This window comes from Pantoea sp. SYBGC1, from assembly GCF_057197005.1.
Map to the genome: position 1 here is coordinate 270,583 of NZ_JBXUNM010000004.1, position 22,810 is coordinate 293,392.

Annotated in this window: 27 protein-coding genes; 13 read left to right on the plus strand and 14 right to left on the minus strand. The window is 54.6% G+C overall.

Annotated elements, in window-relative coordinates; translation table 11 throughout:
* Positions 1-2: 2 nt before the first annotated feature.
* The 3 genes from folP to rlmE form a co-directional block, all read right to left on the minus strand.
* Positions 3-836, minus strand: coding sequence for a dihydropteroate synthase (gene folP / locus AC2CF9_RS10280; RefSeq protein WP_484556896.1), 834 nt, complete (start codon positions 834-836; stop codon positions 3-5).
* 82 nt (positions 837-918) lie between these two features.
* A complete protein-coding gene (gene ftsH / locus AC2CF9_RS10285) occupies positions 919-2,847 on the minus strand; it encodes an ATP-dependent zinc metalloprotease FtsH (protein WP_039382268.1) in 1,929 nt (642 codons plus the stop codon).
* 173 nt (positions 2,848-3,020) lie between these two features.
* Complete coding sequence (gene rlmE, locus AC2CF9_RS10290; protein WP_039382266.1) at positions 3,021-3,650, minus strand: 23S rRNA (uridine(2552)-2'-O)-methyltransferase RlmE; 630 nt, start codon at positions 3,648-3,650, stop codon at positions 3,021-3,023.
* A 126-nt stretch (positions 3,651-3,776) separates the two neighbouring features.
* Here rlmE and yhbY point away from each other — a divergent pair, with 126 nt between their 5' ends.
* On the plus strand, positions 3,777-4,070 hold the full coding sequence (yhbY, locus tag AC2CF9_RS10295; RefSeq protein WP_145339389.1) for a ribosome assembly RNA-binding protein YhbY: 294 nt from the start codon (positions 3,777-3,779) through the stop codon (positions 4,068-4,070).
* 121 nt (positions 4,071-4,191) lie between these two features.
* Here the strand turns inward: yhbY and greA are convergent, their stop codons facing one another.
* The gene (gene greA / locus AC2CF9_RS10300) at positions 4,192-4,668 is read right to left on the minus strand and encodes a transcription elongation factor GreA (protein ID WP_039382260.1); all 477 of its coding nucleotides are present in this window, start codon (positions 4,666-4,668) and stop codon (positions 4,192-4,194) included.
* 246 nt (positions 4,669-4,914) lie between these two features.
* Between greA and dacB the strand changes: the two genes are divergently transcribed.
* The 3 genes from dacB to pmrB are packed head-to-tail and all read left to right on the plus strand — an operon-like array spanning position 4,915 to position 8,068.
* The gene (gene dacB / locus AC2CF9_RS10305) at positions 4,915-6,348 is read left to right on the plus strand and encodes a serine-type D-Ala-D-Ala carboxypeptidase (RefSeq protein ID WP_484556897.1); all 1,434 of its coding nucleotides are present in this window, start codon (positions 4,915-4,917) and stop codon (positions 6,346-6,348) included.
* On the plus strand, positions 6,348-7,010 hold the full coding sequence (gene pmrA / locus AC2CF9_RS10310) for a two-component system response regulator PmrA (RefSeq protein ID WP_039382256.1): 663 nt from the start codon (positions 6,348-6,350) through the stop codon (positions 7,008-7,010). Before dacB ends, pmrA begins: the two co-directional genes overlap by 1 nt.
* Positions 7,007-8,068 carry a two-component system sensor histidine kinase PmrB gene (gene pmrB, locus AC2CF9_RS10315; RefSeq protein WP_150018265.1) on the plus strand — a complete coding sequence of 354 codons (1,062 nt, stop codon included), beginning with the start codon at positions 7,007-7,009 and terminating at the stop codon, positions 8,066-8,068. The genes pmrA and pmrB overlap by 4 nt, the downstream gene beginning before the upstream one ends.
* 56 nt (positions 8,069-8,124) lie before the next feature.
* On the opposite strand, the gene cgtA is transcribed toward pmrB, so the two are convergent.
* From cgtA to rplU, 3 genes are all read right to left on the minus strand, one after another.
* Positions 8,125-9,300 (minus strand): Obg family GTPase CgtA, encoded by a 1,176-nt coding sequence (gene cgtA, locus AC2CF9_RS10320; RefSeq protein ID WP_484556898.1) that lies wholly within the window; start codon positions 9,298-9,300, stop codon positions 8,125-8,127.
* 248 nt (positions 9,301-9,548) lie between these two features.
* Positions 9,549-9,806: a 50S ribosomal protein L27 gene (gene rpmA / locus AC2CF9_RS10325; protein ID WP_039382249.1), complete on the minus strand. Its 258-nt coding sequence runs from the start codon at positions 9,804-9,806 to the stop codon at positions 9,549-9,551.
* Positions 9,807-9,821: 15 nt separating this feature from the next.
* Positions 9,822-10,133, minus strand: coding sequence for a 50S ribosomal protein L21 (gene rplU / locus AC2CF9_RS10330; RefSeq protein WP_039382246.1), 312 nt, complete (start codon positions 10,131-10,133; stop codon positions 9,822-9,824).
* A gap of 254 nt (positions 10,134-10,387) precedes the next feature.
* On the opposite strand from rplU, the gene ispB reads away from it, so the two are divergent.
* Positions 10,388-11,359, plus strand: a complete 972-nt coding sequence (gene ispB, locus AC2CF9_RS10335; RefSeq protein WP_484556899.1) for an octaprenyl diphosphate synthase — start codon at positions 10,388-10,390, stop codon at positions 11,357-11,359.
* 225 nt (positions 11,360-11,584) lie between these two features.
* Positions 11,585-11,878 (plus strand): helix-turn-helix domain-containing protein, encoded by a 294-nt coding sequence (locus AC2CF9_RS10340; protein WP_150018263.1) that lies wholly within the window; start codon positions 11,585-11,587, stop codon positions 11,876-11,878.
* Between the two features lie 56 nt (positions 11,879-11,934).
* Here the strand turns inward: AC2CF9_RS10340 and murA are convergent, their stop codons facing one another.
* The 7 genes from murA to mlaF all read right to left on the minus strand — a co-directional run bounded on the left by murA (position 11,935) and on the right by mlaF (position 16,716).
* The gene (gene murA, locus AC2CF9_RS10345) at positions 11,935-13,194 is read right to left on the minus strand and encodes a UDP-N-acetylglucosamine 1-carboxyvinyltransferase (RefSeq protein WP_484556900.1); all 1,260 of its coding nucleotides are present in this window, start codon (positions 13,192-13,194) and stop codon (positions 11,935-11,937) included.
* Between the two features lie 46 nt (positions 13,195-13,240).
* Positions 13,241-13,498 carry a BolA family iron metabolism protein IbaG gene (gene ibaG, locus AC2CF9_RS10350; protein WP_039382236.1) on the minus strand — a complete coding sequence of 86 codons (258 nt, stop codon included), beginning with the start codon at positions 13,496-13,498 and terminating at the stop codon, positions 13,241-13,243.
* Between the two features lie 114 nt (positions 13,499-13,612).
* Positions 13,613-13,918, minus strand: coding sequence for a lipid asymmetry maintenance protein MlaB (mlaB, locus tag AC2CF9_RS10355; RefSeq protein WP_039382234.1), 306 nt, complete (start codon positions 13,916-13,918; stop codon positions 13,613-13,615).
* Positions 13,918-14,556, minus strand: coding sequence for a phospholipid-binding protein MlaC (gene mlaC / locus AC2CF9_RS10360; protein ID WP_150018262.1), 639 nt, complete (start codon positions 14,554-14,556; stop codon positions 13,918-13,920). The genes mlaB and mlaC overlap by 1 nt, the downstream gene beginning before the upstream one ends.
* A 19-nt stretch (positions 14,557-14,575) precedes the next feature.
* Positions 14,576-15,109, minus strand: a complete 534-nt coding sequence (gene mlaD, locus AC2CF9_RS10365; RefSeq protein WP_094110672.1) for an outer membrane lipid asymmetry maintenance protein MlaD — start codon at positions 15,107-15,109, stop codon at positions 14,576-14,578.
* Between the two features lie 4 nt (positions 15,110-15,113).
* Positions 15,114-15,896 carry a lipid asymmetry maintenance ABC transporter permease subunit MlaE gene (gene mlaE / locus AC2CF9_RS10370; protein ID WP_039382227.1) on the minus strand — a complete coding sequence of 261 codons (783 nt, stop codon included), beginning with the start codon at positions 15,894-15,896 and terminating at the stop codon, positions 15,114-15,116.
* Between the two features lie 4 nt (positions 15,897-15,900).
* Positions 15,901-16,716 (minus strand): phospholipid ABC transporter ATP-binding protein MlaF, encoded by an 816-nt coding sequence (gene mlaF, locus AC2CF9_RS10375; RefSeq protein ID WP_150018261.1) that lies wholly within the window; start codon positions 16,714-16,716, stop codon positions 15,901-15,903.
* 225 nt (positions 16,717-16,941) lie between these two features.
* Here mlaF and AC2CF9_RS10380 point away from each other — a divergent pair, with 225 nt between their 5' ends.
* From AC2CF9_RS10380 to rpoN, 7 genes are read left to right on the plus strand one after another with little or no spacing between them, the layout of a single operon-like run.
* Entirely contained in the window at positions 16,942-17,925 is a 984-nt protein-coding gene (locus AC2CF9_RS10380; RefSeq protein WP_484556901.1) for a calcium/sodium antiporter, read from the plus strand.
* A gap of 12 nt (positions 17,926-17,937) precedes the next feature.
* Positions 17,938-18,918 carry an arabinose-5-phosphate isomerase KdsD gene (gene kdsD / locus AC2CF9_RS10385; RefSeq protein ID WP_039382218.1) on the plus strand — a complete coding sequence of 327 codons (981 nt, stop codon included), beginning with the start codon at positions 17,938-17,940 and terminating at the stop codon, positions 18,916-18,918.
* Positions 18,919-18,931: 13 nt separating this feature from the next.
* Positions 18,932-19,498, plus strand: coding sequence for a 3-deoxy-manno-octulosonate-8-phosphatase KdsC (gene kdsC / locus AC2CF9_RS10390; RefSeq protein WP_484556902.1), 567 nt, complete (start codon positions 18,932-18,934; stop codon positions 19,496-19,498).
* Positions 19,495-20,067 (plus strand): LPS export ABC transporter periplasmic protein LptC, encoded by a 573-nt coding sequence (gene lptC / locus AC2CF9_RS10395; protein WP_150018257.1) that lies wholly within the window; start codon positions 19,495-19,497, stop codon positions 20,065-20,067. Before kdsC ends, lptC begins: the two co-directional genes overlap by 4 nt.
* Complete coding sequence (gene lptA / locus AC2CF9_RS10400) at positions 20,042-20,596, plus strand: lipopolysaccharide ABC transporter substrate-binding protein LptA (RefSeq protein ID WP_039382207.1); 555 nt, start codon at positions 20,042-20,044, stop codon at positions 20,594-20,596. Before lptC ends, lptA begins: the two co-directional genes overlap by 26 nt.
* A 3-nt stretch (positions 20,597-20,599) precedes the next feature.
* Positions 20,600-21,325: an LPS export ABC transporter ATP-binding protein gene (lptB, locus tag AC2CF9_RS10405; protein ID WP_039382204.1), complete on the plus strand. Its 726-nt coding sequence runs from the start codon at positions 20,600-20,602 to the stop codon at positions 21,323-21,325.
* Positions 21,326-21,373: 48 nt separating this feature from the next.
* Entirely contained in the window at positions 21,374-22,807 is a 1,434-nt protein-coding gene (rpoN, locus tag AC2CF9_RS10410; protein WP_150018255.1) for an RNA polymerase factor sigma-54, read from the plus strand.
* Positions 22,808-22,810: the final 3 nt, after the last annotated feature.

Below are 22,810 nucleotides of genomic sequence, written 5' to 3' on the forward strand. Positions count from 1 at the left end.
TGTTATCCTTTTGCTCTCTGGGTCGCTTCCACGATGCGCATCGCTTCAACTGTCTCTTTCACATCATGCACGCGAATAATCTGCGCGCCCTGCATCGCAGCAATGACTGCGCAGCTCAGGCTGCCGGTAAGACGCTGTGCCGGGCCGACATTAAGCAGCTGACCAATCATTGACTTACGCGACATTCCCACCAGCAACGGTAAGCCGTAATGGTGAAAATGGCTCAGGTGGGCCAGCAGCTCATAGTTATGGCTGAGATTCTTACCGAAACCAAAGCCCGGGTCGAGCAGCAGTTGCGCTTTTTTGATACCCGCCGCCTCACAGCGTGCAATCTGCGCAGCGAAGTAAGCATCCACTTCGCTGATTACATTGTTATACGTGGGTGTCTGCTGCATGGTACGGGGTTCACCCTGCATATGCATCAGACAAACCGGCAAACCGCTCTCTGCCGCCGCGCCGAGCGCCCCAGGCTCTGAAAGCGAGCGGATATCATTGATGATGTGAGCACCCGCTCTCGCTGCTTCGCGGATGACCTCAGGCTTTGAGGTATCTACTGAGATCCAGACTTCAAACCGCTGTGCAATAGCCTCCACGACCGGGATAACTCGCTCCAGCTCCTCCTCAACGCTGACCTCGTCCGCTCCGGGCCGGGTCGACTCGCCGCCGACATCGATGATTGTCGCGCCAGCATTTACCATCTCATTGGTATGCGTCAGCGCGTTTACCAGAGAGTTATGCGCACCGCCGTCAGAAAAGGAGTCGGGCGTCACGTTCAGAATACCCATTACGTGGGGAAAGGAGAGATCGAGAAAGGAATCACGCGCGTGGAGTTTCATGACAGGTATGGTCCTGAAGTGGTCAAACGGTAAATGTAAAAAACCCCGGACTGGCCGGGGTTTTTGCTGAGGTGATGGCCTCTTATTTATTGAACTGCTCAGACATGGTATTACCCGGATTCGGCGTACGCGGTTCATCAACCGGACGTGGCGCCTTTGGCGTACCGTTGCTGTCAGAGTTGTTGCTGCCCGGATCTTCCCAGCCAGCTGGCGGTCGCACATCGCGGCGCGCCATCAGGTCATCAATCTGCGGAGCGTCGATGGTTTCATACTTCATCAGCGCATCTTTCATCGCGTGAAGAATATCCATGTTCTCGCCCAGAATACGACGTGCACGCTGGTAGTTGCTGTCAATCAGGTGTTTAACTTCCTGGTCGATGATGCGCGCGGTCTCATCTGACATATGCTTGGCTTTCGCTACGGAACGGCCAAGGAACACTTCACCCTCTTCTTCCGCATAGAGCAGCGGGCCGAGCTTCTCTGAGAAGCCCCACTGCGTCACCATGTTACGTGCCAGATTGGTCGCTACTTTGATGTCGTTAGACGCACCGGTAGAAACATGTTCTGCGCCGTAGATGATCTCTTCAGCCAGACGACCGCCATAGAGCGTGGAGATCTGACTTTCCAGCTTTTGACGACTGGCGCTGATCGCATCACCTTCCGGCAGGAAGAACGTCACGCCCAGCGCACGGCCGCGCGGAATGATCGTGACTTTATGTACCGGATCGTGTTCTGGCACCAGACGGCCGATAATCGCATGCCCGGCTTCATGGTAAGCGGTTGACTCTTTCTGCGCTTCCGTCATCACCATGGAGCGACGTTCTGCACCCATCATGATTTTGTCTTTGGCTTTTTCAAACTCGACCATCGACACTACGCGCTTGTTGCCACGGGCAGCAAAGAGTGCGGCTTCGTTGACCAGGTTTGCCAGGTCAGCTCCCGAGAAGCCCGGTGTACCGCGTGCGATAATAGCCGCATCAATGTCGGTTGCCAGCGGCACACGGCGCATATGCACTTTCAGGATCTGTTCACGACCGCGTACGTCCGGCAGGCCAACGACAACCTGACGGTCAAAACGGCCGGGACGCAGCAGCGCAGGGTCGAGTACATCCGGACGGTTGGTTGCAGCGATAACAATAATGCCTTCATTGCCTTCAAAACCATCCATCTCAACCAGCATCTGGTTCAGCGTCTGCTCACGCTCATCGTGACCACCGCCTAAACCAGCGCCACGCTGACGTCCCACCGCATCGATCTCATCGATAAAGATGATGCACGGCGCGGCTTTCTTCGCCTGTTCGAACATGTCACGCACGCGGGATGCGCCCACGCCGACAAACATTTCTACGAAATCGGAACCGGAGATAGTGAAGAAAGGCACTTTCGCTTCGCCGGCGATAGCTTTAGCCAGCAGCGTTTTACCTGTACCCGGCGGGCCCACCATCAGGACGCCTTTCGGTATTTTACCGCCCAGCTTCTGGAAACGGCTTGGTTCACGCAGATACTCTACCAGCTCACCCACCTCTTCTTTCGCTTCATCACAGCCAGCGACGTCGGCAAAGGTGGTCTTGATCTGGTCTTCCGTCAGCATGCGGGCTTTGCTTTTACCGAAGGACATTGCGCCCTTACCGCCGCCGCCCTGCATCTGACGCATAAAGAAGATCCATACGCCAATCAGCAGCAGCATCGGGAACCAGGAAATGAAGATAGAAGCCAGCAGGCTTGGCTCTTCAGGCGGTTCACCCACTACTTTGACGTTTTTGGTCAGCAGGTTATCGAGTAACTTGGGATCGTTGACAGGAATGTAGGTGGTATATTTATTACTGTCTTTTTTGGTTACGTTAATTTCACGCCCGTTAATACGTGCCTCGCGGACCTGATCCTGGTTCACTTCCGACAGGAAGGTTGAATAATCAACCCTACGGCCATTCGACTCGCTGGGCCCAAAGCTCTGGAATACTGACATCAGCACGACCGCGATGACTAACCAGAGAATCAGGTTTTTCGCCATGTCACTCAAGGGATTAACCTCATATTACAACGGTGTTAACAGACAGCGTAGGGTACTATATATCCTTCATGCCTGGAATCGCAGCATGGATAAATTTGCTGGTTTACCCTGAAACTCAGAATCAGGCCGGGATAAACGCACTATTCAGCTTGCTTTGACGCCGGTATTCAGGCCTACAGTTTGCGCCCTGTCGCCACAATATACACTTCACGTGAACGTAACCGCGAAGCGTCTGGCTTACGAATTTTCACTTTCGTAAATAGGGAGCGAATTTCCCGGAGGTATTCATCGAAGCCATCTCCCTGAAACACTTTCACAACAAAACTGCCGCCGGGAGCCAGTACATCCCGACACATTTCCAGCGCCAGTTCAACTAAATACATCGAACGAGGAATATCCACAGCCGGCGTACCGCTCATGTTGGGTGCCATATCTGACATCACCACCTGAACTTTCTGGTCCCCTACCCGCTCAAGCAGCGCTTTCAGCACGGCCTCGTCACGGAAGTCACCCTGCATAAAATCAACGCCGACAATCGGGTCCATTGGCAGCAGGTCGCAGGCAATCACCCGCCCGCTGTTGCCAATCTGCTGTACCACATATTGTGACCAGCCGCCGGGTGCCGCGCCTAAATCCACCACGGTCATACCGGGTTTAAACAGCTTGTCACCCTGCTGAATTTCATCAAGTTTAAACCAGGCGCGCGAACGCAGCCCTTTTTTCTGTGCCTGAAGCACATATTTATCGCTAAAGTGTTCCTGAAGCCAGCGACTGGAACTGGCCGAACGCTTTTTACCCGTCATAATTTTTCCAGTTAAATCGTCATCGTAGCGATAAATCAGCGCGCAATGGGTAGCGATGATTTGGCGATATACCCGAGATGGCGGTAGAATGACCCGTTTTCAATCCCTGAGTAAGCAAAAAATACGATGAATCTGAGTACCAAACAAAAACAGCACCTGAAAGGCCTGGCCCACCCACTGAAGCCGGTGGTCATGCTGGGCGGCAACGGCCTTACTGAAGGCGTGCTCGCCGAAATCGAACAGGCGCTTGACCATCACGAACTGATTAAGGTGAAAATTGCCTCAGAAGATCGCGAAACCAAGCAGCTGATCGTCGAGGCCATTGTGCGTGAAACCAAGGCCAGCAATGTGCAGGTTATCGGCAATGTGCTGGTGCTGTACCGCCCGGCGCAGGAGCGCAAAATCACGCTGCCTCGTTAAGCTATATACTAAGCACGGCGCGGCGGGCAGAGAAAGTGCCACGCTCACGCATGCGATAAAAGGCCGCCATGCGGCCTTTTTCCTTTCTTTACATTCTGCCCGGCATGACAACAGCGGGTACTTACAGATATTCAACCTTCAGCACTTCATACTCCACGTCACCGCCCGGCGTTTTCACAATGGCTACGTCATCGGCCTCTTTACCCACCAGACCACGCGCCATTGGCGAGTTAACCGAGATCAGATTTTGTTTAAAATCTGCTTCATCGTCACCCACAATGCGGTAAGTAAACTCTTCGTCAGTATCTACATTCAGCACAGTTACCGTGGCACCGAAAATGACGCGACCGGTTTTTGGCATAGATGTGATGTCGATCACCTGCGCATTAGAAAGTTTAGCTTCAATCTCCTGAATACGCCCTTCGCAAAACCCCTGCTCTTCACGCGCAGCATGGTACTCGGCGTTCTCTTTCAGGTCGCCATGCTCACGAGCTTCAGCGATGGAGGCGATGATGCGCGGACGCTTTACGGTTTTCAGTTCGTTCAGCTCTTCACGCAGCTTCTCAGCGCCTTGTAACGTCATCGGAATCTGATTCATTTTGGCTCCTCGTCTCTATCCTGGTTAACGGTGTCATCCTGACTGGTGACAGCAGAATAATCGCTTCTGCGGCACACGGCCCCTTTTCAAAAGCAAAAGAACCCTGACCCGGAAAGCTTTCCGGGTCAGGGATCGGTTTTGCATTTTGATACGTATTTTACCCCAGAGTTCCCTGTGGGTCATCGTTTACTTTGCCCTGCCCGGGGACGTAGTATTGACGCCCCATCCGTCAGTTACCGCGAGATTATGCGATTTTCACGACTTGTTACCGGATTAACCTGCGCGGTAATGCTGCAGGCACAAGCGGCCCCCGTTGAAGAATACATGCAGTATTTACCTGACGGCGCGAACCTGGCGCTGATGGTACAGAAAGTGGGCGCATCAACCCCTATTATTGACTATCACGGAAAACAGATGGCTCTACCGGCCAGCACCATGAAAGTGATCACGGCGCTGGCAGCACTTCTGGAGCTGGGACCCGACTTCCGCTTTCAGACCACGCTTGAGACTCGCGGGGCCATTACCGACGGCACGCTGAACGGCGATCTGGTGGCCCGCTTTGGCGGCGATCCTACGCTGAGCAGGCAGAATCTGCGCAATATGGTCGCCGCGCTGAAGCAGCAGGGTATCACTCATATCAAAGGCAACCTGGTGATTGATACCTCCGTATTTGCCAGCCACGATATGGCTCCCGGCTGGCCCTGGAACGATCTGACTCAGTGCTTCAGCGCACCACCCGGCGCGGCGATTGTCGACAAAAACTGCTTCTCGGTTTCGCTCTACAGTGGCAAAACTGCTGGTGAAACCGCCTTTGTGCGTATCGCGTCTTACTATCCGGCCCATATGTTCAGCCAGGTCCGGACGCTTGCCCCTAACAGCGGCGAAGGTCAGTATTGCGAGCTGGATGTAGTGCCTGGTGAGCTTAACCGTTATACGCTGACAGGCTGTATGCGCCAGCGGTCAGAACCGCTGCCGCTCGCCTTTGCGGTCCAGGATGATGCAGCCTGGTCGGGTGAAATCCTGAAAGGAATGCTGCGTGCGGCTGATATCGACTATAGCGGTCATCTGGTACGCCAGACGCAGGTCACGTCGCCGGGTACCGTGCTGGCCTCGACCCAATCTGCGCCGCTGCATACGCTACTGCGTATGATGCTGAAAAAGTCGGACAACATGATTGCAGATACCGTGTTCCGCACTATCGGCCATCACTACTTTAACGTGCCGGGTACGTTTCGTGCCGCCTCTGACGCCGTGCGTCGTATTCTGCGCGAAAAAGCGGGTATCGATATGGGCAACAGCATTCAGGTTGATGGCTCCGGCCTGTCGCGTCACGATTTGATCTCGCCGGAAACAATGATGCAGGTGCTGCAGTACATTGCCAAAAATGACGCCACGCTCAACTATATCTCTATGCTGCCGCTGGCCGGCTACGACGGCACGCTGCAGTATCGTGGCGGTCTCCATGAAGCGGGTCTCGATGGCAAAGTCTCAGCAAAAACCGGTTCTCTGCAGGGCGTCTATAATCTGGCAGGGTTTATCACCACCTCCAGCGGTGCGCGCGTCGCCTTTGTGCAGTTCCTGTCAGGCTATGCCGTACCCCCGGAAAATCAGAAAACGCGGCGTATTCCGCTGGTTCGCTTTGAAAGCCGCCTCTACACGGACATTAACAAGAACAACTAATGAAATTGTTGATTGTTGAAGATGATGCGCTGCTGCAGTCGGGCCTGGCACAGGCGCTGGGCGCTAAGGGCTATGCAACAGATTGCGCCAGCAGCGCCGCAGAGAGTAATGCGCTGTTGCGCAGCGGTCAGTATACGCTGATCGTGCTGGATCTTGGCCTGCCGGATCGCGACGGCGCTTCGCTGCTGCGCCAGTGGCGGCGCGAGGGCGTTGCGATCCCGGTGCTGATCCTCACGGCGCGTGATGCGCTGGAGGATCGCGTGGAGGGCCTGGATGCCGGCGCGGATGATTATCTGATCAAGCCTTTTGCACTGGCAGAGCTACAGGCGCGGGTTCGGGCGCTGATCCGCCGCTATCAGGGTCACAGCGATAACCAGCTGCAACAGGGCGATCTGACGCTCAATCTCAGCACTCAGCAAGTGCTGCTTGAAAATCAGTCGGTAGATATTACGCCGAAAGAGTTTGCGCTGCTGACGCGCCTGCTGATGCGTATCGGACAAAATGTGCATCGCGAAACGCTGCAGCAGGATCTCTATAGCTGGAACGACGATCCCGGATCGAACACGCTGGAAGTGCACATTCATAATCTGCGCCGCAAGCTGGGAAAAGATCGGATTAAAACGGTGCGCGGTGTGGGCTACCGGCTGGAACTGCGCGAATGAACAGTATGCGGCAGCGCTTACTGATTATGCTGGCGCTGATCCTGCTTATCTGTCAGGTCATGAGCGTGATCTGGCTCTGGCATGAGAGCCGGGAGCAGATCAGCTTTCTTGTTAATGAGACGCTCTCGGCTCAGGCGCGCAATCAGCGGGTCGAGAATGAGATCCGCGAAGCGATCGCTTCGCTGCTGCTGCCCTCACTGGTGATGGTATGCCTGACGCTGCTGCTCTCGTTCTGGGCGATTAACTGGATTATTCGCCCGCTTAAGCTGCTGCAGGATAGCCTGGCGCATCGTTCCGCCGACAACCTCACTCCCCTGCCAGTGTATGCAGATATGGATGAAATCGTTGCGGTTACCGGCGCCATCAACCAGCTCTTCTCCCGTCTGGACCATACGCTGCAGCAGGAGCGGCTTTTTACCGCCGATGCTGCCCATGAACTGCGTACGCCACTGGCCGGGCTGCGGCTGCATCTGGAACTGCTGCAGCAGCAGCAGGTGCCGCAGAGTGAAATGCTGATTAGCCGCATCGATCAGCTGATGCACACCGTAGAGCAGCTACTCATGCTGTCACGTGCCGGCCAGGCGCTGGCGGGCGGACACTATCAGCAGCTGTGGTGGCTGCAGGATATCATGCAGCCGCTGAAACCAGAGATGGATGAGCTGCTGCTACAGCGTCAGCAGCGGCTGCGCTGGCCAGAGGGGAGTGATATCCCGCAGCAGGGCGAAGCGGTACTGTTGCGCCTGATGCTGCGCAATTTGCTGGAGAACGCCTCGCGCTATAGTCCGGAAAACAGCGAGGTGCAGGTTAAGCTATACCGGGATGCGCAGCAGGTAACAGCAGAAGTATGGGATGAAGGGCCGGGTATTGATGCCGGAGCCGCAGAGGAGTTAACCCAGGCCTTTCGCCGTCGCGATCAGCGCTACGGCGGCAGCGGACTGGGTCTGAATATTGTGCTGCGTATCGTGCAAATGCACCGCGGTACGCTGACGCTGGAAAACCGTGAAGACCGCAGCGGACTGATTGCCCGCTGTACGCTGCCATATCAGATCAATGGCTAAAGGCTGCGCTGCTTTTCAGATAAAAAAAGCGGCCCGAAGGCCGCTTTTAGCTGTGATTAACGCTGATAGATAATTTCGACGCCTTCGTCGTCTTCATCATCCCAGTCGTCATCCCAGTCATCATCTTCTTCCACTTCCTGAGCGGTTTCCAGCGCTTCACGATGGTAATCATCCCACATGAACGCGACCTTCTCAGGCTGCTTCTCTTCCTGTTCCGCTTCTTTAGGATTAGCGATGATAAAGCTCATCACATCCCAGCAGAGTTCATTAACGCCGGTACGGCTGGCGGCAGAGATAAGGTAATATTTGTCATCCCAGCCGAGTGCCTCTGCAATCGCTTTAGCACGGCTTTCAGCCTCTTCCTGACTCAGCAGGTCAGTTTTGTTAAACACCAGCCAGCGCGGCTTCTGATAGAGCTTATCGCTATATTTCTCCAGCTCGCCAAGAATGATGCGGGCGTTTTCAACCGGATCGGTTTCGTCGATAGGCGCAATGTCGATCAGGTGCAGCAGAACGCGACAGCGCTCAAGATGCTTCAGAAAGCGAATGCCCAGTCCGGCACCTTCCGCTGCGCCTTCAATCAGCCCCGGGATATCTGCCACGACAAAGCTTTTTTCACTGTCCATGCGCACAACGCCCAGGCTGGGAACCAGCGTGGTAAACGGATAGTCCGCCACTTTTGGCTTCGCTGCAGAGACGGCGCGAATAAAGGTCGATTTACCCGCATTCGGCAGACCCAGCATGCCGACATCGGCCAGCAGCATCAGCTCCAGCTGCAGATCGCGTTTCTCACCTGGGGTACCCATGGTTTTCTGGCGCGGCGTGCGGTTAACCGAAGATTTAAAACGCGTGTTGCCAAGACCGTGCCAGCCGCCTTTCGCTACCATCAGCTTCTGCTCATGGCGCGTCATATCGCCCAGCGTTTCGCCGGTGCCCTGATCGATTATGCGCGTACCGACCGGCACTTTGATGGTGACATCTTTACCACGTTTGCCGGTGCAGTCGCGGCTCTGACCATTCTGGCCGCGCTCAGCGCGGAACGCTTTTTCAAAGCGATAATCGATCAGGGTATTGAGGTTTTCATCTGCCAGCAGATAGACGTCACCGCCGTCACCGCCGTCACCGCCGTCCGGGCCGCCTTTCGGAATATATTTCTCGCGGCGGAAGCTAACGCAACCGTTGCCGCCATCGCCTGCGACCACAAGGATCGTCGCTTCATCAACAAACTTCATTCTATTTCTCCGTCACACTGTCGTCTGTCGCTGCAGAGAGCGGCAGACGGGTCCGCCAGGGTCTTCTGTGCTGACCGGCGGCGGATAATGCAAATCTGGTAATATGATATGTACAGAAAGTGTACAACAAACCGCGCAGCTCAGTTAGCGGGGATTCGATAACCGGCCGCAGAATGTAAAAAGCCCCGCAAAGCTGCGGGGCCTTTCCTTCGTGTGTTCAGACGATTATCGTCTGCAGCACGACAACCTTACTCAGCAACGATGCTGATATATTTACGGTTGTTCGGGCCTTTCACTTCGAATTTAACTTTGCCGTCTGTGGTAGCAAACAGGGTGTGGTCACGACCACAGCCTACATTGGTACCGGCGTGGAACTTGGTGCCACGCTGACGAACGATGATGCTACCTGCCAGAACAGATTCACCACCGAAACGCTTAACACCCAGACGTTTTGCGTTGGAGTCGCGACCGTTACGGGTCGAACCACCAGCCTTTTTATGTGCCATTTGTCAGATCTCCTCTTACGCGCTGATCGTCGTGATTTTCACATCAGTGAACCACTGACGGTGACCAGCTTGCTTACGGTAGTGTTTACGACGACGAAACTTAACAATCTTAATTTTTTCGCCGCGACCGTGAGCAACAACTTCTGCCTTGATCATTCCGCCTGAAACCAGTGGCGCGCCGATTTTCACGTCTTCGCCATTTGCAATCATCAGAACCTGGTCGAACTCAATGGTTTCGCCGGTTGCGATGTCCAGCTTTTCCAGGCGAACGGTCTGACCTTCGCTTACTCGGTGTTGTTTACCACCACTTTGGAAAACCGCGTACATATAAAACTCCGCTTCTGCGCTTGCCTTTCTGTGTAATCAGGCGGCGCGATAATATTCACAATAGGGCGCGAATTCTACGCAAATATCCAGCAGAAAACAAGCGCACTTTGCACTCTCCTGCAGAAAAAAAGCGCAGAGTGAATGCAACCGTTTCTCATCCTGAATTTTCAAGTACAATCAGTAACAGATTACCTGAACTCACGCTGGGTAAAAGCGCCTACCATGCAAAAAACGAGTCAAAGCTGAACAGACGAATGAACCTAGAACAAATTAACGAACTAACCGCGCAGGACATGGCGGCCGTCAACCAGACCATCCTCGACCAGCTGAATTCAGATGTCTCACTGATCAACCAGTTGGGCTACTACATTGTCAGCGGCGGAGGTAAACGCATTCGTCCGATGATTGCCGTGCTTTCAGCGCGGGCGCTCAACTATCAGGGTTCGCTGCATGTCACTAACGCAGCGCTGATTGAATTTATCCATACGGCAACGCTGCTGCATGATGACGTGGTGGATGAGTCTGACATGCGTCGCGGCAAAGCGACCGCGAATGCGGCGTTTGGTAATGCCGCCAGCGTGCTGGTGGGTGATTTTATCTATACGCGCGCTTTTCAGATGATGACCAGTCTCGGATCCTTAAAGATCCTCGCGCTGATGTCAGAAGCGGTGAATGTGATCGCCGAAGGCGAAGTGCTGCAGTTGATGAACTGTAACGATCCTGACATCACTGAAGAGAGCTACATGCGCGTCATCTACAGTAAAACGGCGCGTCTGTTTGAAGCTGCTTCTCAGGCCTCCGCAATTCTGGCAGAGGCTTCGCCCGCTCAGGAGAAAGCGCTGCAGTATTATGGTCGCTACCTTGGCACCGCTTTCCAGTTAATTGACGATCTGCTCGACTACAGCGCAGATGGCGAGACGCTGGGTAAAAATACCGGTGACGATCTCAGCGAAGGGAAACCGACGCTGCCCCTGCTGCATGCTATGCATCATGGTACACCCGAGCAGGCCGCTATGATCCGCAGCGCGATTGAGGAAGGCAACGGGCGCCATTTGCTGGAGCCGGTGCTGGCCGCTATGCAGCAGACAGGTTCGCTGGAGTGGACGCGCAAACGCGCTGAAGAAGAAGCGGACAAAGCGATCGCCGCGTTACAGCTACTGCCTGAGAGTCCGTGGCGCACTGCGCTCGAAGCGCTGGCGCATATGTCAGTGCAGCGCGACTTTTAATCTCCGACGGAGCCGCCCGGCTCCGTTTTTTATTCCCCGCCGTTTCCTGCATCGTTTGCATAATTTTGCACGCTTTTTGCGAATACCCGCCAGATTTTGCTACCTGGGTGTAACAATTACTGGAAATTAATGGAACCTTTTTGCTATATAGAGCCGTTAATTTCCAGTTTTACCCTTCACTGCTGCAGCAGCGATTACGCATTACATGGATATGGAGAACAAGTTATGCAGACAAGGAAAGAGGATTGGCATCCTGCAGATATTATCGCAGCGCTACGCAAACGTGGCACTTCACTGGCGGCTCTGTCACGTGCGTCAGGGCTTTGCTCTTCAACGCTCGCCAATGCGCTGTCTCGTCCCTGGCCCAAAGGTGAGTGGCTTATCGCGATGGCGCTTGAGGTGCATCCGGCAGAAATCTGGCCAAGCCGCTACTACGATCCTGACACCCTGCTTCTGCTGGATCGCAAAAAGCGGATCCGATCGCCCGATAGTCTGAAAAAGATCCCGGCTAAAAAATAAGAAAAAAAAACCAGCCACGCTGCTGTGACTGGTTCTGTTTCGTCATACTGACTGGCTTATTCGCCGCTGATACGCTCGATGTTCGCGCCCATCGCTTTGAGCTTATCTTCGATATGCTCATAGCCGCGATCGATATGGTAAATCCGGTCAACAACCGTAGTGCCTTCAGCAATACAGCCTGCCAGTACCAGACTCGCCGAAGCACGTAAATCGGTCGCCATAACCTGTGCACCCGAGAGCGTTTCCACACCGTGACAAATCGCCGTGTTGCTCTCGATTTCCGCATGCGCACCCATACGGATCAGTTCCGGGATGTGCATAAAGCGGTTTTCAAAGATGGTTTCCGTGATCACGCCCGTGCCTTCCGCCAGCAGGTTCAGCAGAGTGAACTGCGCCTGCATATCGGTTGGAAAACCCGGATGCGGTGCAGTGCGGATATTCACCGCTTTTGGCCGCTTGCCGTGCATATCAAGGCTAATCCAGTCATCACCGGTTTCAATTTCAGCACCCGCGTCGCGCAGTTTCGCCAGCACCGCATCCAGCGTATCCGGCTGTGCATTGCGGCAGATGACTTTGCCACGCGAGATAGCCGCAGCCACAAGGAAGGTGCCGGTTTCGATACGATCCGGCAGCACGCGATAGACACCGCCACCCAGACGTTCCACACCTTCAATCGTAATTTTGTCCGTGCCTGCGCCAGAAATTTTGGCACCCAGCGTATTGAGGAAGTTTGCCGTATCAACAATCTCCGGCTCGCGCGCCGCGTTCTCGATTACCGTGGTGCCGGTTGCCAGCGTTGCCGCACTCATAATGGTTACGGTCGCGCCGACGCTGACTTTATCCATAACAATGTGCGCGCCCTTCAGGCGACCATTGACCGAGGCTTTAACATAGCCCTCTTCCAGCTTGATCTCCGCGCCGAGCTGTTCCAGGCCGCTGATATGCAGATCGACCGGACGGGCACCAATCGCGCAGCCGCCCGGCAGTGATACCTGACCCTGACCAAATCGTGCCACCAGCGGTCCGAGCGCCCAGATAGAAGCACGCATCGTTTTAACCAGATCGTAGGGAGCGCTGAAGACGTTAACTTCGCGCGCATCAACATGCACCGAACCGTTACGCTCTGTGCGTGCACCCAGCAGGCTTAGCAGCTTCATGGTGGTATCAATATCACGCAGCTGCGGGACATTCTGAATTTCTACCGGCTCTTCTGCCAGCAGCGCGGCAAACAGAATCGGCAGCGCTGCATTTTTTGCGCCGGAAATGGTCACTTCACCACTTAAGCGGGTGGGGCCTTGCACACGAAATTTGTCCATTAACACGGCTCTCAATTATCTATCAACAAAACAACCAGACTGGTACTCAGAATCCGTTAAGTTTACGGTCGCGAGCCCACTCGGCGGGGGTATAAGTCTTGATGGAAACCGCATGAATGCGATTATCCGCAATGTATTCCATCAGCGGCGCATAAACAGCCTGCTGTTTTTTTACCCGGCTCAGTTCACCAAACATTTCGCCCACGGCGATTACCTGGAAATGGCTGCCGTCGTTGCTCATCACGTGGACTTCATCTAATGACAGCGCCTGCATCAGGACTGCCTGAACTTCACTATTTTCCATGGTTTATAACTTCACTTGATAATAATAAGGCGGATATCTTAGAGGAAAGCGGCTGAGTCTTAAATATGCAAAAGCCCCTGAACGCATCAGGGGCCTGGTTTTTCAGCCGTCAGATCAGACGCTTTTCTCCGCAGAAACAATAATCTGCTGAAGATTATAAAGCGTAATAAGAGAATGGAGTTTATCTGTCACACCCGTGAACAGCGGCGTACTTCCCTGCGCGCGTACCATCTCGCGCAGATGCACCAGCAGTGCCAGCCCGGCCGAATCGACCCGTTCCAGCGCCGCGACATCAATGACGTTTATATTCTGCATAACCGTTTCACGCTGCTGCCATAGTGTCAGCAGCGTATCCCGGTCAAGCTTGCCGCTCAGTACCAGCGTATCAGTACTGCGCTGCCAGCGTAACGATTCACTCATTATTGCTGTTTATCCAGTGTAATAGGTTGTGCCGCGTAGGTTTTCAGCTGTGCAGTCAGGCCATCGATGCCTTTAGTGCGCAGCAGATCGCTCCACTCATTCTGCTTGGTGGTGATCATACTGATCCCTTCGGCAATCATATCGTAAGCCTGCCATTTTCCGCTCTGGCTGTTTTTACGCCACTGAAAATCGAGGCGCACCGGCGGACGGCCGTTAGGATCAACAATGGTGACGCGAATAGCCACAATATTGGCATCGCCCAGCGGTTTTTCTGGCTGAATCTGATAAGTCTGACCATGATACAGCGCCAGCGCCTGCCCGTAAGCCTGGGCCAGGTAGTCACCGAATGCGGCAAAATAGGCGTCGCGCTGTGCCGGCGTCGCTTCACGATAGTAGCGGCCTAAAACCAGCGCGCCGGCATATTTGATCTGCACATAGGGCAGCAGCTCCTGGCGTACAATGTCACGCAGATAGTTAGGATCCTGCTTGATTTTCGGCTGCTCATTTTTCAGCCGGGTGAAGGTTTTGGCTGCGGCTTCGTTCATCAGCTTGTACGGATTACTCTGGTTCGTATCCGCTGCCGTGGCAGCCAGGGGAGCGATTGCCAGCAGGGCAACCATCAGAAAACGTTTCAACATCGTGTTTTACCTCTCTGGATTATTCCGTTGTGGCAGGCGCAGGTGCACGCTCGCCATCCTGTGACTGATTCTCTTTGCTGCCGTCGCCGCTTTTATACAGGAACTGACCAATCAGATCCTCAAGCACCAGGGCAGATTTGGTGTCGCGCAACGTTCCGCCATCTTTCAGCATAGCTGAACCGAGATCCGGATCGTCAAAGCCCAGATTCAGCGCCAGAAACTGTTCGCCCAGCAAACCCTGCGTACGAATAGCCAGAGAACTGGTATCCGGGATTTTATCGGCATACTGTTCGCTGATATCCATGGTCACGCGCGGCGACAGGCTTTTCTCATCCAGTGAAATATCCGTTACGCGGCCAATGACGACACCGCCAATTTTCACCGGTGAACTGATTTTCAGGCCGCCAATATTGTCAAAGGTGGCGTAGAGCTTCCACGTGGGCTCGGTGCCCAGCGATTTGAGATCGGCCACGCGCAGACTGAGAAACAGCAGCGCCACCAGCGCCGCCAGCATAAATACCCCTACCCAAATTTCATTTTTCTTGCTTTGCATTGCATCAGTTCCCAAACATCAGTGCGGTCAGCACAAAATCAAGCCCAAGCACCGCCAGTGAAGCGTGTACGACGGTACGCGTTGTTGCCCGGCTGATACCTTCCGATGTCGGAATCGCATCGTAGCCGTTAAACAGCGCAATCCAGGTTACCGTAATGGCAAAAACTGCGCTCTTGATCAGGCAGTTAAGGACATCGTTATGAAAATCTACCGCGCTTTGCATCGCGGACCAGAAAAAGCCCGGATCGATACCCTTCCAGCCAACGCCAACCAGTGCACCACCGGCAATACCGACGGCCGTAAAAATCAGCGTTAACAGCGGCATGCTGATAAAGCCCGCCCAGAAGCGTGGCGAGACCACGCGGCGCAGCGGATCCACCGCCATCATCTCCATACTGGAGAGCTGCTCTGTGGCTTTCATCAGGCCAATCTCTGCCGTCAGCGCTGAGCCGGCTCGCCCGGCAAACAGCAGCGCCGTAACAACCGGCCCCAGCTCGCGCAGCAGCGACAGCGCTACCAGCATGCCAAGACTGGTCTCCGCGCTGTAGGTGGTCAGCACCAGATATCCCTGCAGTCCCAGCACCATGCCGATAAACAGACCAGAAACCACAATAATCAGCAGCGAGAGTACGCCAACGCTGTAAAGCTGCCTGATCAACAATGGAGCATGGCGGCGAAAAGCGGGTTTTCCCACCAGCGCATGAAACAGCATCAGACCGGCCCGACCAAAGGTCGCACAGCTGTTTATTCCCCGACGCCCGAACGACGCCAGTGCCTGTAACACCATGAGTTTACTCTCTCCCTGTCCGGGTCAAATCACTAAGATAGTCGCCGGCGGCGAAACGAAACGGCACCGGACCATCAGCATGCCCATCGATAAACTGGCGTACGCGCGGATCGGCGTTCTCCTTCAGCTGCCGGGTGCTGCCTTCGGCAATGATTTTTTGCCCGGCAACAATATAGGCGTGATCGGCGATGCTCAGGACTTCAGGCACATCATGCGATACCACAATACAGGTCACGCCGAGCGAGTGGTTCAGCTCATCAATCAGCTTGACCAGCACGCCCATGGTTATGGGATCCTGCCCCACAAACGGCTCATCAAACATGATGAGTTCCGGTTCCAGCGCAATGGCACGTGCCAGCGCAGCGCGTCGTGCCATCCCGCCGGAGAGTTCTGCCGGCATAAGTTTTGCCGCGCCGCGCAGTCCGACCGCTTCAAGCTTCATCATCACCGTGCTGTGCAGCAGTTCCGGCGGCAGCTGAGTGTGCTCGCGCAGCGGCCAGGCGACGTTTTCATAAACGTTGAGATCGGTAAAGAGCGCGCCTGACTGAAACAGCATGCTCATTTTCTTGCGGGCTTCATAGAGCTTGCGCCGTGACAGGCCGGGAATATTCTGGCCCTGAAACCAGATTTCGCCGTGGTCAGGCTGCAGCTGACCGCCAATCAGGCGTAACAGCGTAGTTTTTCCGATACCGGAAGGTCCCATAATCGCGGTCACTTTGCCCGCCGGAACCGTAAGTGAAATATCATCGAATATCGTGCGATCGCCACGGGTGAAACTCACACCGCGCACCTCGACCAGATTCGTTTGCTGCTGAGTCATTATTACCTCGTTAAGCGGGTCGGGCGTACTAAATGGGGTGGATGGTAGCCTGGTAAACCGCAATTCACGATAGTTTTACAGAAACTTACCGGTTCAGTGTGGCGAAAACGGTCATTAAATTTACTTTTGTCGCTCAGAGAGTCAAAATCAGCGGCTGACTCCCCCGCATCTCAGGCTTTTTTGCCGGCCAGGGTCCGCCGGCACCGTATCCATCAAGGATTTTTCATGTTTGTAGCTACCGCCCTGTTGTTTATCGGATTGCTGTTACTGGTTTACGGGGCCGATCGACTGGTCTTCAGCGCCGCCATTCTGTGCCGCTCGTTTGGTATTCCGCCGCTGATTATTGGCATGACGGTAGTCAGTATCGGCACATCGCTGCCGGAGCTGATTATTTCGTTTTCAGCTGCGCAACATGGACAGATGGATTTGGCTGTAGGCACCGCGCTGGGCTCAAACATTACGAATATCCTGTTAATTCTGGGTGGCGCCGCGCTGCTTCATCCTTTAACCGTACACTCCAATTTGATTCGGCGCGAACTTCCACTGCTGCTGCTGGTCTCTTTGCTGAGCGGCATTATGCTGTTTGATAATTACCTGAGCCGGCTGGATGGTGTGGCGCTGTTGCTGATGGCGCTGTTCTATCTGCTGATCGTGATCCGCATTGCCCGCCGCGCCGGACATGACAACAGCGATACACTCACCCGGGAACAGCTGGCAGAACTGCCGCGCGATGAAGCGGGTAACACGGTAGCCTTTCTCTGGCTGGCGGTCGCGCTGATTATATTGCCGATGTCGACCCGTATGGTTATCGACAATGCCACCGTCTTTGCTGATTACTTTGGCGTAAGCGAGCTGGTGATGGGACTGACGCTTATTGCGGTAGGGACCAGCCTGCCGGAGCTGGCCACGGTTGTCGCGGGTGCGCTGAAAGGTGAAGATGATATGGCGATTGGTAATCTGATCGGCGCCAACATTTTCAACCTGGCGATTGTTCTTGGCCTGCCCGCGCTGTTTCATCCGGGCGAGGTCAATCCGCTCGCGTTTAGCCGTGATTACTGGGTCATGCTCGGCGTCAGCGTACTGTTTGCCCTGTTTTGTCTGCTGCGTAAGCGGCGCGTCGGCCGGACAGCCGGCGCGCTGTTACTGAGCGGATTTCTTCTCTGGGTGCTATGGCTGTGGCTCAGCCCCACCCTTCTTACTGGCTATTAAGGATGCACTGATATGTCACAGCAGCATGCAGAGTTTGATTTTCAGCAGGCGGGTAAAAAGGTTCTGCGCATCGAACGTGAAGGTCTTGAACAGCTTGACCAGTATATCAATGACGACTTCAGCCGTGCCTGCCAGCTGCTTTATGCCTGCCAGGGCAAAGTCGTGGTGATGGGCATGGGCAAATCAGGACATATCGGTAAGAAAATGGCCGCGACCTTTGCCAGCACCGGCACCGCCTCCTTTTTTGTGCATCCGGGCGAGGCGAGCCATGGCGACCTCGGCATGGTGAGCGCCAGCGATGTGGTTATCGCCATCTCGAACAGCGGCGAATCAGCAGAGATCCTGGCGCTGATCCCGGTGCTGAAGCGACAGAAAGTGCAGCTGATCTGTATGACCAGCCGTCCGGAGAGCGCCATGGGCCGCGCGGCAGATGTTCATCTGTGCGTGAAAGTGCCGCAGGAAGCGTGCCCGCTTGGGCTGGCGCCCACGTCCAGCACCACGGCAACGCTGGTGATGGGCGATGCGCTGGCGGTGGCGCTGCTTGAAGCGCGCGGTTTTACGCCAGAGGATTTTGCGCTGTCGCACCCTGGCGGCGCGCTGGGTCGCAAACTGCTGCTGCACGTCAGCGACATTATGCACAGCGGCGATGAAATTCCGCACGTCACGCGCGAGGCGTCGCTGCGTGATGCCCTGCTGGAGATCACGCGCAAAAACCTCGGCCTCACGGTGATCGTCGATGACTTAATGAAAATTGAAGGGATTTTTACCGATGGCGATCTGCGCCGTATTTTTGATATGGGCGTCGATTTTCAGTCAGCGCGTATTCAGGACGTCATGACGCGTGGCGGCATCCGCGTCCGGCCAAATATGCTGGCGGTAGAGGCCCTGAATCTGATGCAAAATAAAAATATCACTGCCGTACTGGTAGCCGATGAAGATCGGCTGCTGGGCGTCGTCCACATGCATGACATGCTGCGCGCTGGCGTAGTCTGAACAGGAATAATAAATGAACGCTGAAAATGCGCTGGTCGCCACCTGCTATGGTCCGGTATCAGCTGAAGTCATGGCACGGGCAGCGCAAATCCGTCTGCTGATTTGTGATGTTGATGGCGTCATGTCAGACGGCCTGATCTATATGGGAAACAGCGGTGAAGAGCTGAAAGCGTTTAATGTGCGGGATGGCTACGGCATACGTTGCCTGCTGACCTCCGGCATCGAAGTCGCTATTATAACCGGCCGTCGCGCCAGGCTGCTGGAAGATCGCTGTGAGACGCTGGGCATTACGCATCTTTACCAGGGACAATCAGATAAGCTTTTGGCGTGGCGCGAACTTCTGGATAAACTGTCACTGGACAGCACGCAGGTTGCCTATATTGGCGACGATCTGATCGACTGGCCGGTCATGGCGCAGGCGGGTCTGAGTGTTGCCGTAGCGGATGCACATCCGGTCCTGCTGCCGCGTGCAGACTATGTCACACGCATCGGCGGCGGACGCGGTGCGGTGCGCGAAATATGCGACCTGATATTACTGGCGCAGAATAAATTTGAGGATGCCAGAGGGCAATCAGTATGAGTAAAAGCAGGCGTTGGATAACGCTGATTCTGGCTCTGGTCGCGCTGATATTGATCGGCTGGAACCTGACGAATCAGGATGAGAGCACCACGCCGTTGGCTTCAAACGATCAGGAGCCAACCTACACCAGCGCGAACTCTAATACCGTGGTATACAACCCAACAGGTGCACTGGCCTACAAGCTTGTCTCCGATAAAGTGACCTATTTTTCAGCTGATGAAGTCAGCTGGTTTGATCGTCCCGTTATGACAACCTTTGATGAAAACAAAGTACCAACCTGGTCAGTACGGGCGGACAAAGCAAAGCTAACGAAAGATCGTATGCTTTATCTGTATGGCCATGTTGAAGTGCATACGCTGACGCAGGATTCTCAGCTGGAACGCATTATCACTGATAACGCGCAGGTCAATCTGGTGACCCAGGATGTCATGTCTGACGACCAGGTGACGCTATTTGGCCGCAGTTTTAACTCCACGGGCATGAAGATGCGCGGCAATTTGCGGACAAAAAATGCCGAATTGCTTGAAAAGGTCAAAACCTCTTATGAAATTCAAAATGAACAAAAATAGCGTTAACGCGCTGCTGCTGGGATCGCTGCTGATTGGCAGCCTGCCCGCGCTGGCTGTCACCGGCGACTCAGAAAAACCGGTCAATATCGACTCCGTTAATCAGGCGCTGGATCTGCAGGGCAACGTGGCGACCTTTACCGGCAATGTTATCGTCACGCAGGGCACGATTAAAATTACAGCGGATAAAGTCGTGGTGACCCGTCCCGGCGGCGACAGCAACAAAACGATTGTTGATGCCTATGGCAATCCGGCTACGTTTTATCAGATGCAGGACAACGGCAAGCCGGTTAAAGGCCATGCCGCTAAGCTGCACTATGAGCTGGCCAACGATTTTGTCGAGCTGACCGGTAATGCTTTCATTGAACAGCAGGACAGCAACATCAAAGGCGATCGCATCACCTATCTGGTGAAAGAGCAGAAAATGCAGGCCTATAGTCAGGGTCAGAGCAAACGCGTCACCACGGTGCTGGTCCCTTCACAGCTGCAGGATAAAAACGGTTCCGCTGCGAGCCCTAAAAAGAGTAACTGACCGATGGCAACTTTAGTCGCTGAAAATCTGGCCAAAGCGTATAAAGGCCGCCGCGTAGTGGAAGATGTCAGCCTGCAGGTTAAATCGGGCGAGATTGTCGGACTGCTGGGTCCTAATGGTGCCGGTAAGACCACAACATTTTATATGGTTGTCGGCATTGTCCCGCGCGATGCGGGCCGCATTATTATCGATGATGAGGATATCAGCATCCTGCCGCTGCACGCCCGTGCGCGTCGCGGTATCGGCTATCTGCCGCAGGAAGCCTCTATTTTCCGGCGGCTGAGCGTGTATGACAATCTGATGGGCGTGCTGCAGATCCGCGACGATCTGACCGAAGAGCAGCGCCAGGATCGCGCCAATGAGCTGATGGAAGAGTTCCATATTGAGCATCTGCGTAACAGCCTGGGTCAGGCGCTCTCCGGGGGAGAACGTCGCCGCGTTGAAATTGCCCGCGCGCTGGCAGCGAATCCAAAGTTCATTCTGCTGGATGAGCCGTTCGCCGGGGTTGATCCCATTTCCGTTATCGATATCAAAAAGATCATCGAACATTTGCGCGACAGCGGCCTTGGTGTCCTGATCACTGACCATAACGTGCGTGAAACGCTGGCCGTCTGCGAACGCGCCTATATTGTCAGCCAGGGCAATCTGATTGCACACGGCACGCCGGATGAAATTCTGGCAGATGAGCAGGTTAAGCGGGTTTATTTGGGCGAAGAGTTCAGACTCTGATAAGGTGTCGATTAACCCGATATTCGCTTAGGACATTCAAGCCGGATTATGAAGCAAGGTTTGCAACTCAGGTTCAGCCAACAGCTGGCGATGACCCCCCAGCTGCAACAGGCCATTCGCCTGCTGCAGCTCTCTACGCTTGAACTCCAGCAGGAGCTCCAGCTGGCGCTGGAGAGCAATCCGCTGCTTGAGCAGACCGATATTCATGATGAAGTGGACGCACGCGAAACGCAGGAAAGCGATACGTTAGATACCCGTGAGGCGCTGGAACAGAAAGAGATGCCTGACGAGCTGCCGCTGGATGCGTCATGGGATGAAATTTATACCGCCGGCACCCCTTCCGGCACCGGAACAGATTATCAGGATGATGAACTGCCTGTGTATCAGGGAGAAACCACGCAGTCGCTGCAGGATTACCTGATGTGGCAGGTGGAGCTGACACCGTTTACCGATACCGATCGCGCTATTGCAACATCCATTGTTGATGCGATCGACACGACCGGTTATCTCACCGTTACGCTGCAGGAAATTTGCGACAGTATTGGCGACGATGAGCTGACGCTGGATGAGGTGGAGGCGGTTCTCAAACGCGTCCAGCGGTTTGACCCGGTTGGCGTAGGCGCGCGCGATCTGCGCGACTGTCTGCTGGTTCAGCTATCGCAATATGCGACTGACACTCCTATGCTAAAAGAGGCGCGCCTGATTGTCAGTGAACATCTCGATCTGCTGGCTAATCACGACTTCCGCAGCCTGATGCGGGTGACCCGTCTGAAAGAAGAGGTGCTGAAAGAGGCGATGCTGTTGATACAGTCGCTCGATCCGCGCCCCGGACAATCGATCAATACGGGTGAACCGGAATATGTTATTCCGGATGTGCTGGTGCGCAAAGCGGGCGCACGCTGGATAGTGGAACTGAATGCTGAAAGCCTGCCGCGTCTGCGAATCAACCAGCACTATGCCGCCATGGGCGGCTCAGCGCGCAGCGATAGCGACAGCCAGTTTATTCGCAATAATCTGCAGGAAGCGCGCTGGCTCATCAAAAGTCTGGAGAGTCGTAATGACACTCTGCTCAAAGTTACCCGCTGTATCGTTGCGCAGCAGCAGGCGTTTTTTGAGCAGGGCGAAGAGTATATGCGTCCGATGGTGCTGGCAGATATTGCGCAACAGGTTGATATGCACGAGTCCACCATTTCACGTGTGACCACGCAAAAATATCTGCACAGTCCGCGTGGTATTTTTGAGCTGAAATATTTTTTCTCCAGCCATGTCAGCACGGAAGGCGGCGGCGAAGCCTCGTCTACGGCTATACGTGCGCTGGTAAAAAAACTGGTCGCGGCAGAAAATCCCGCAAAACCCTTGAGCGACAGCAAACTGACCGCCATGTTATCTGAACAGGGTATTATGGTAGCGCGACGTACGGTTGCGAAGTATCGCGAGTCTTTATCTATACCGCCATCAAACCAGCGTAAACAGCTGGTCTGACCG

Bases quoted from the DNA above. Each gene is read 5' to 3' on its own strand.
- folP (WP_484556896.1), bottom strand. From the start codon at position 836: ATGAAACTCCACGCGCGTGATTCCTTTCTCGATCTCTCCTTTCCCCAC.
- ftsH (WP_039382268.1), bottom strand. From the start codon at position 2,847: ATGGCGAAAAACCTGATTCTCTGGTTAGTCATCGCGGTCGTGCTGATG.
- rlmE (WP_039382266.1), bottom strand. From the start codon at position 3,650: ATGACGGGTAAAAAGCGTTCGGCCAGTTCCAGTCGCTGGCTTCAGGAA.
- yhbY (WP_145339389.1), top strand. From the start codon at position 3,777: ATGAATCTGAGTACCAAACAAAAACAGCACCTGAAAGGCCTGGCCCAC.
- greA (WP_039382260.1), bottom strand. From the start codon at position 4,668: ATGAATCAGATTCCGATGACGTTACAAGGCGCTGAGAAGCTGCGTGAA.
- dacB (WP_484556897.1), top strand. From the start codon at position 4,915: ATGCGATTTTCACGACTTGTTACCGGATTAACCTGCGCGGTAATGCTG.
- pmrA (WP_039382256.1), top strand. From the start codon at position 6,348: ATGAAATTGTTGATTGTTGAAGATGATGCGCTGCTGCAGTCGGGCCTG.
- pmrB (WP_150018265.1), top strand. From the start codon at position 7,007: ATGAACAGTATGCGGCAGCGCTTACTGATTATGCTGGCGCTGATCCTG.
- cgtA (WP_484556898.1), bottom strand. From the start codon at position 9,300: ATGAAGTTTGTTGATGAAGCGACGATCCTTGTGGTCGCAGGCGATGGC.
- rpmA (WP_039382249.1), bottom strand. From the start codon at position 9,806: ATGGCACATAAAAAGGCTGGTGGTTCGACCCGTAACGGTCGCGACTCC.
- rplU (WP_039382246.1), bottom strand. From the start codon at position 10,133: ATGTACGCGGTTTTCCAAAGTGGTGGTAAACAACACCGAGTAAGCGAA.
- ispB (WP_484556899.1), top strand. From the start codon at position 10,388: ATGAACCTAGAACAAATTAACGAACTAACCGCGCAGGACATGGCGGCC.
- AC2CF9_RS10340 (WP_150018263.1), top strand. From the start codon at position 11,585: ATGCAGACAAGGAAAGAGGATTGGCATCCTGCAGATATTATCGCAGCG.
- murA (WP_484556900.1), bottom strand. From the start codon at position 13,194: ATGGACAAATTTCGTGTGCAAGGCCCCACCCGCTTAAGTGGTGAAGTG.
- ibaG (WP_039382236.1), bottom strand. From the start codon at position 13,498: ATGGAAAATAGTGAAGTTCAGGCAGTCCTGATGCAGGCGCTGTCATTA.
- mlaB (WP_039382234.1), bottom strand. From the start codon at position 13,918: ATGAGTGAATCGTTACGCTGGCAGCGCAGTACTGATACGCTGGTACTG.
- mlaC (WP_150018262.1), bottom strand. From the start codon at position 14,556: ATGTTGAAACGTTTTCTGATGGTTGCCCTGCTGGCAATCGCTCCCCTG.
- mlaD (WP_094110672.1), bottom strand. From the start codon at position 15,109: ATGCAAAGCAAGAAAAATGAAATTTGGGTAGGGGTATTTATGCTGGCG.
- mlaE (WP_039382227.1), bottom strand. From the start codon at position 15,896: ATGGTGTTACAGGCACTGGCGTCGTTCGGGCGTCGGGGAATAAACAGC.
- mlaF (WP_150018261.1), bottom strand. From the start codon at position 16,716: ATGACTCAGCAGCAAACGAATCTGGTCGAGGTGCGCGGTGTGAGTTTC.
- AC2CF9_RS10380 (WP_484556901.1), top strand. From the start codon at position 16,942: ATGTTTGTAGCTACCGCCCTGTTGTTTATCGGATTGCTGTTACTGGTT.
- kdsD (WP_039382218.1), top strand. From the start codon at position 17,938: ATGTCACAGCAGCATGCAGAGTTTGATTTTCAGCAGGCGGGTAAAAAG.
- kdsC (WP_484556902.1), top strand. From the start codon at position 18,932: ATGAACGCTGAAAATGCGCTGGTCGCCACCTGCTATGGTCCGGTATCA.
- lptC (WP_150018257.1), top strand. From the start codon at position 19,495: ATGAGTAAAAGCAGGCGTTGGATAACGCTGATTCTGGCTCTGGTCGCG.
- lptA (WP_039382207.1), top strand. From the start codon at position 20,042: ATGAAATTCAAAATGAACAAAAATAGCGTTAACGCGCTGCTGCTGGGA.
- lptB (WP_039382204.1), top strand. From the start codon at position 20,600: ATGGCAACTTTAGTCGCTGAAAATCTGGCCAAAGCGTATAAAGGCCGC.
- rpoN (WP_150018255.1), top strand. From the start codon at position 21,374: ATGAAGCAAGGTTTGCAACTCAGGTTCAGCCAACAGCTGGCGATGACC.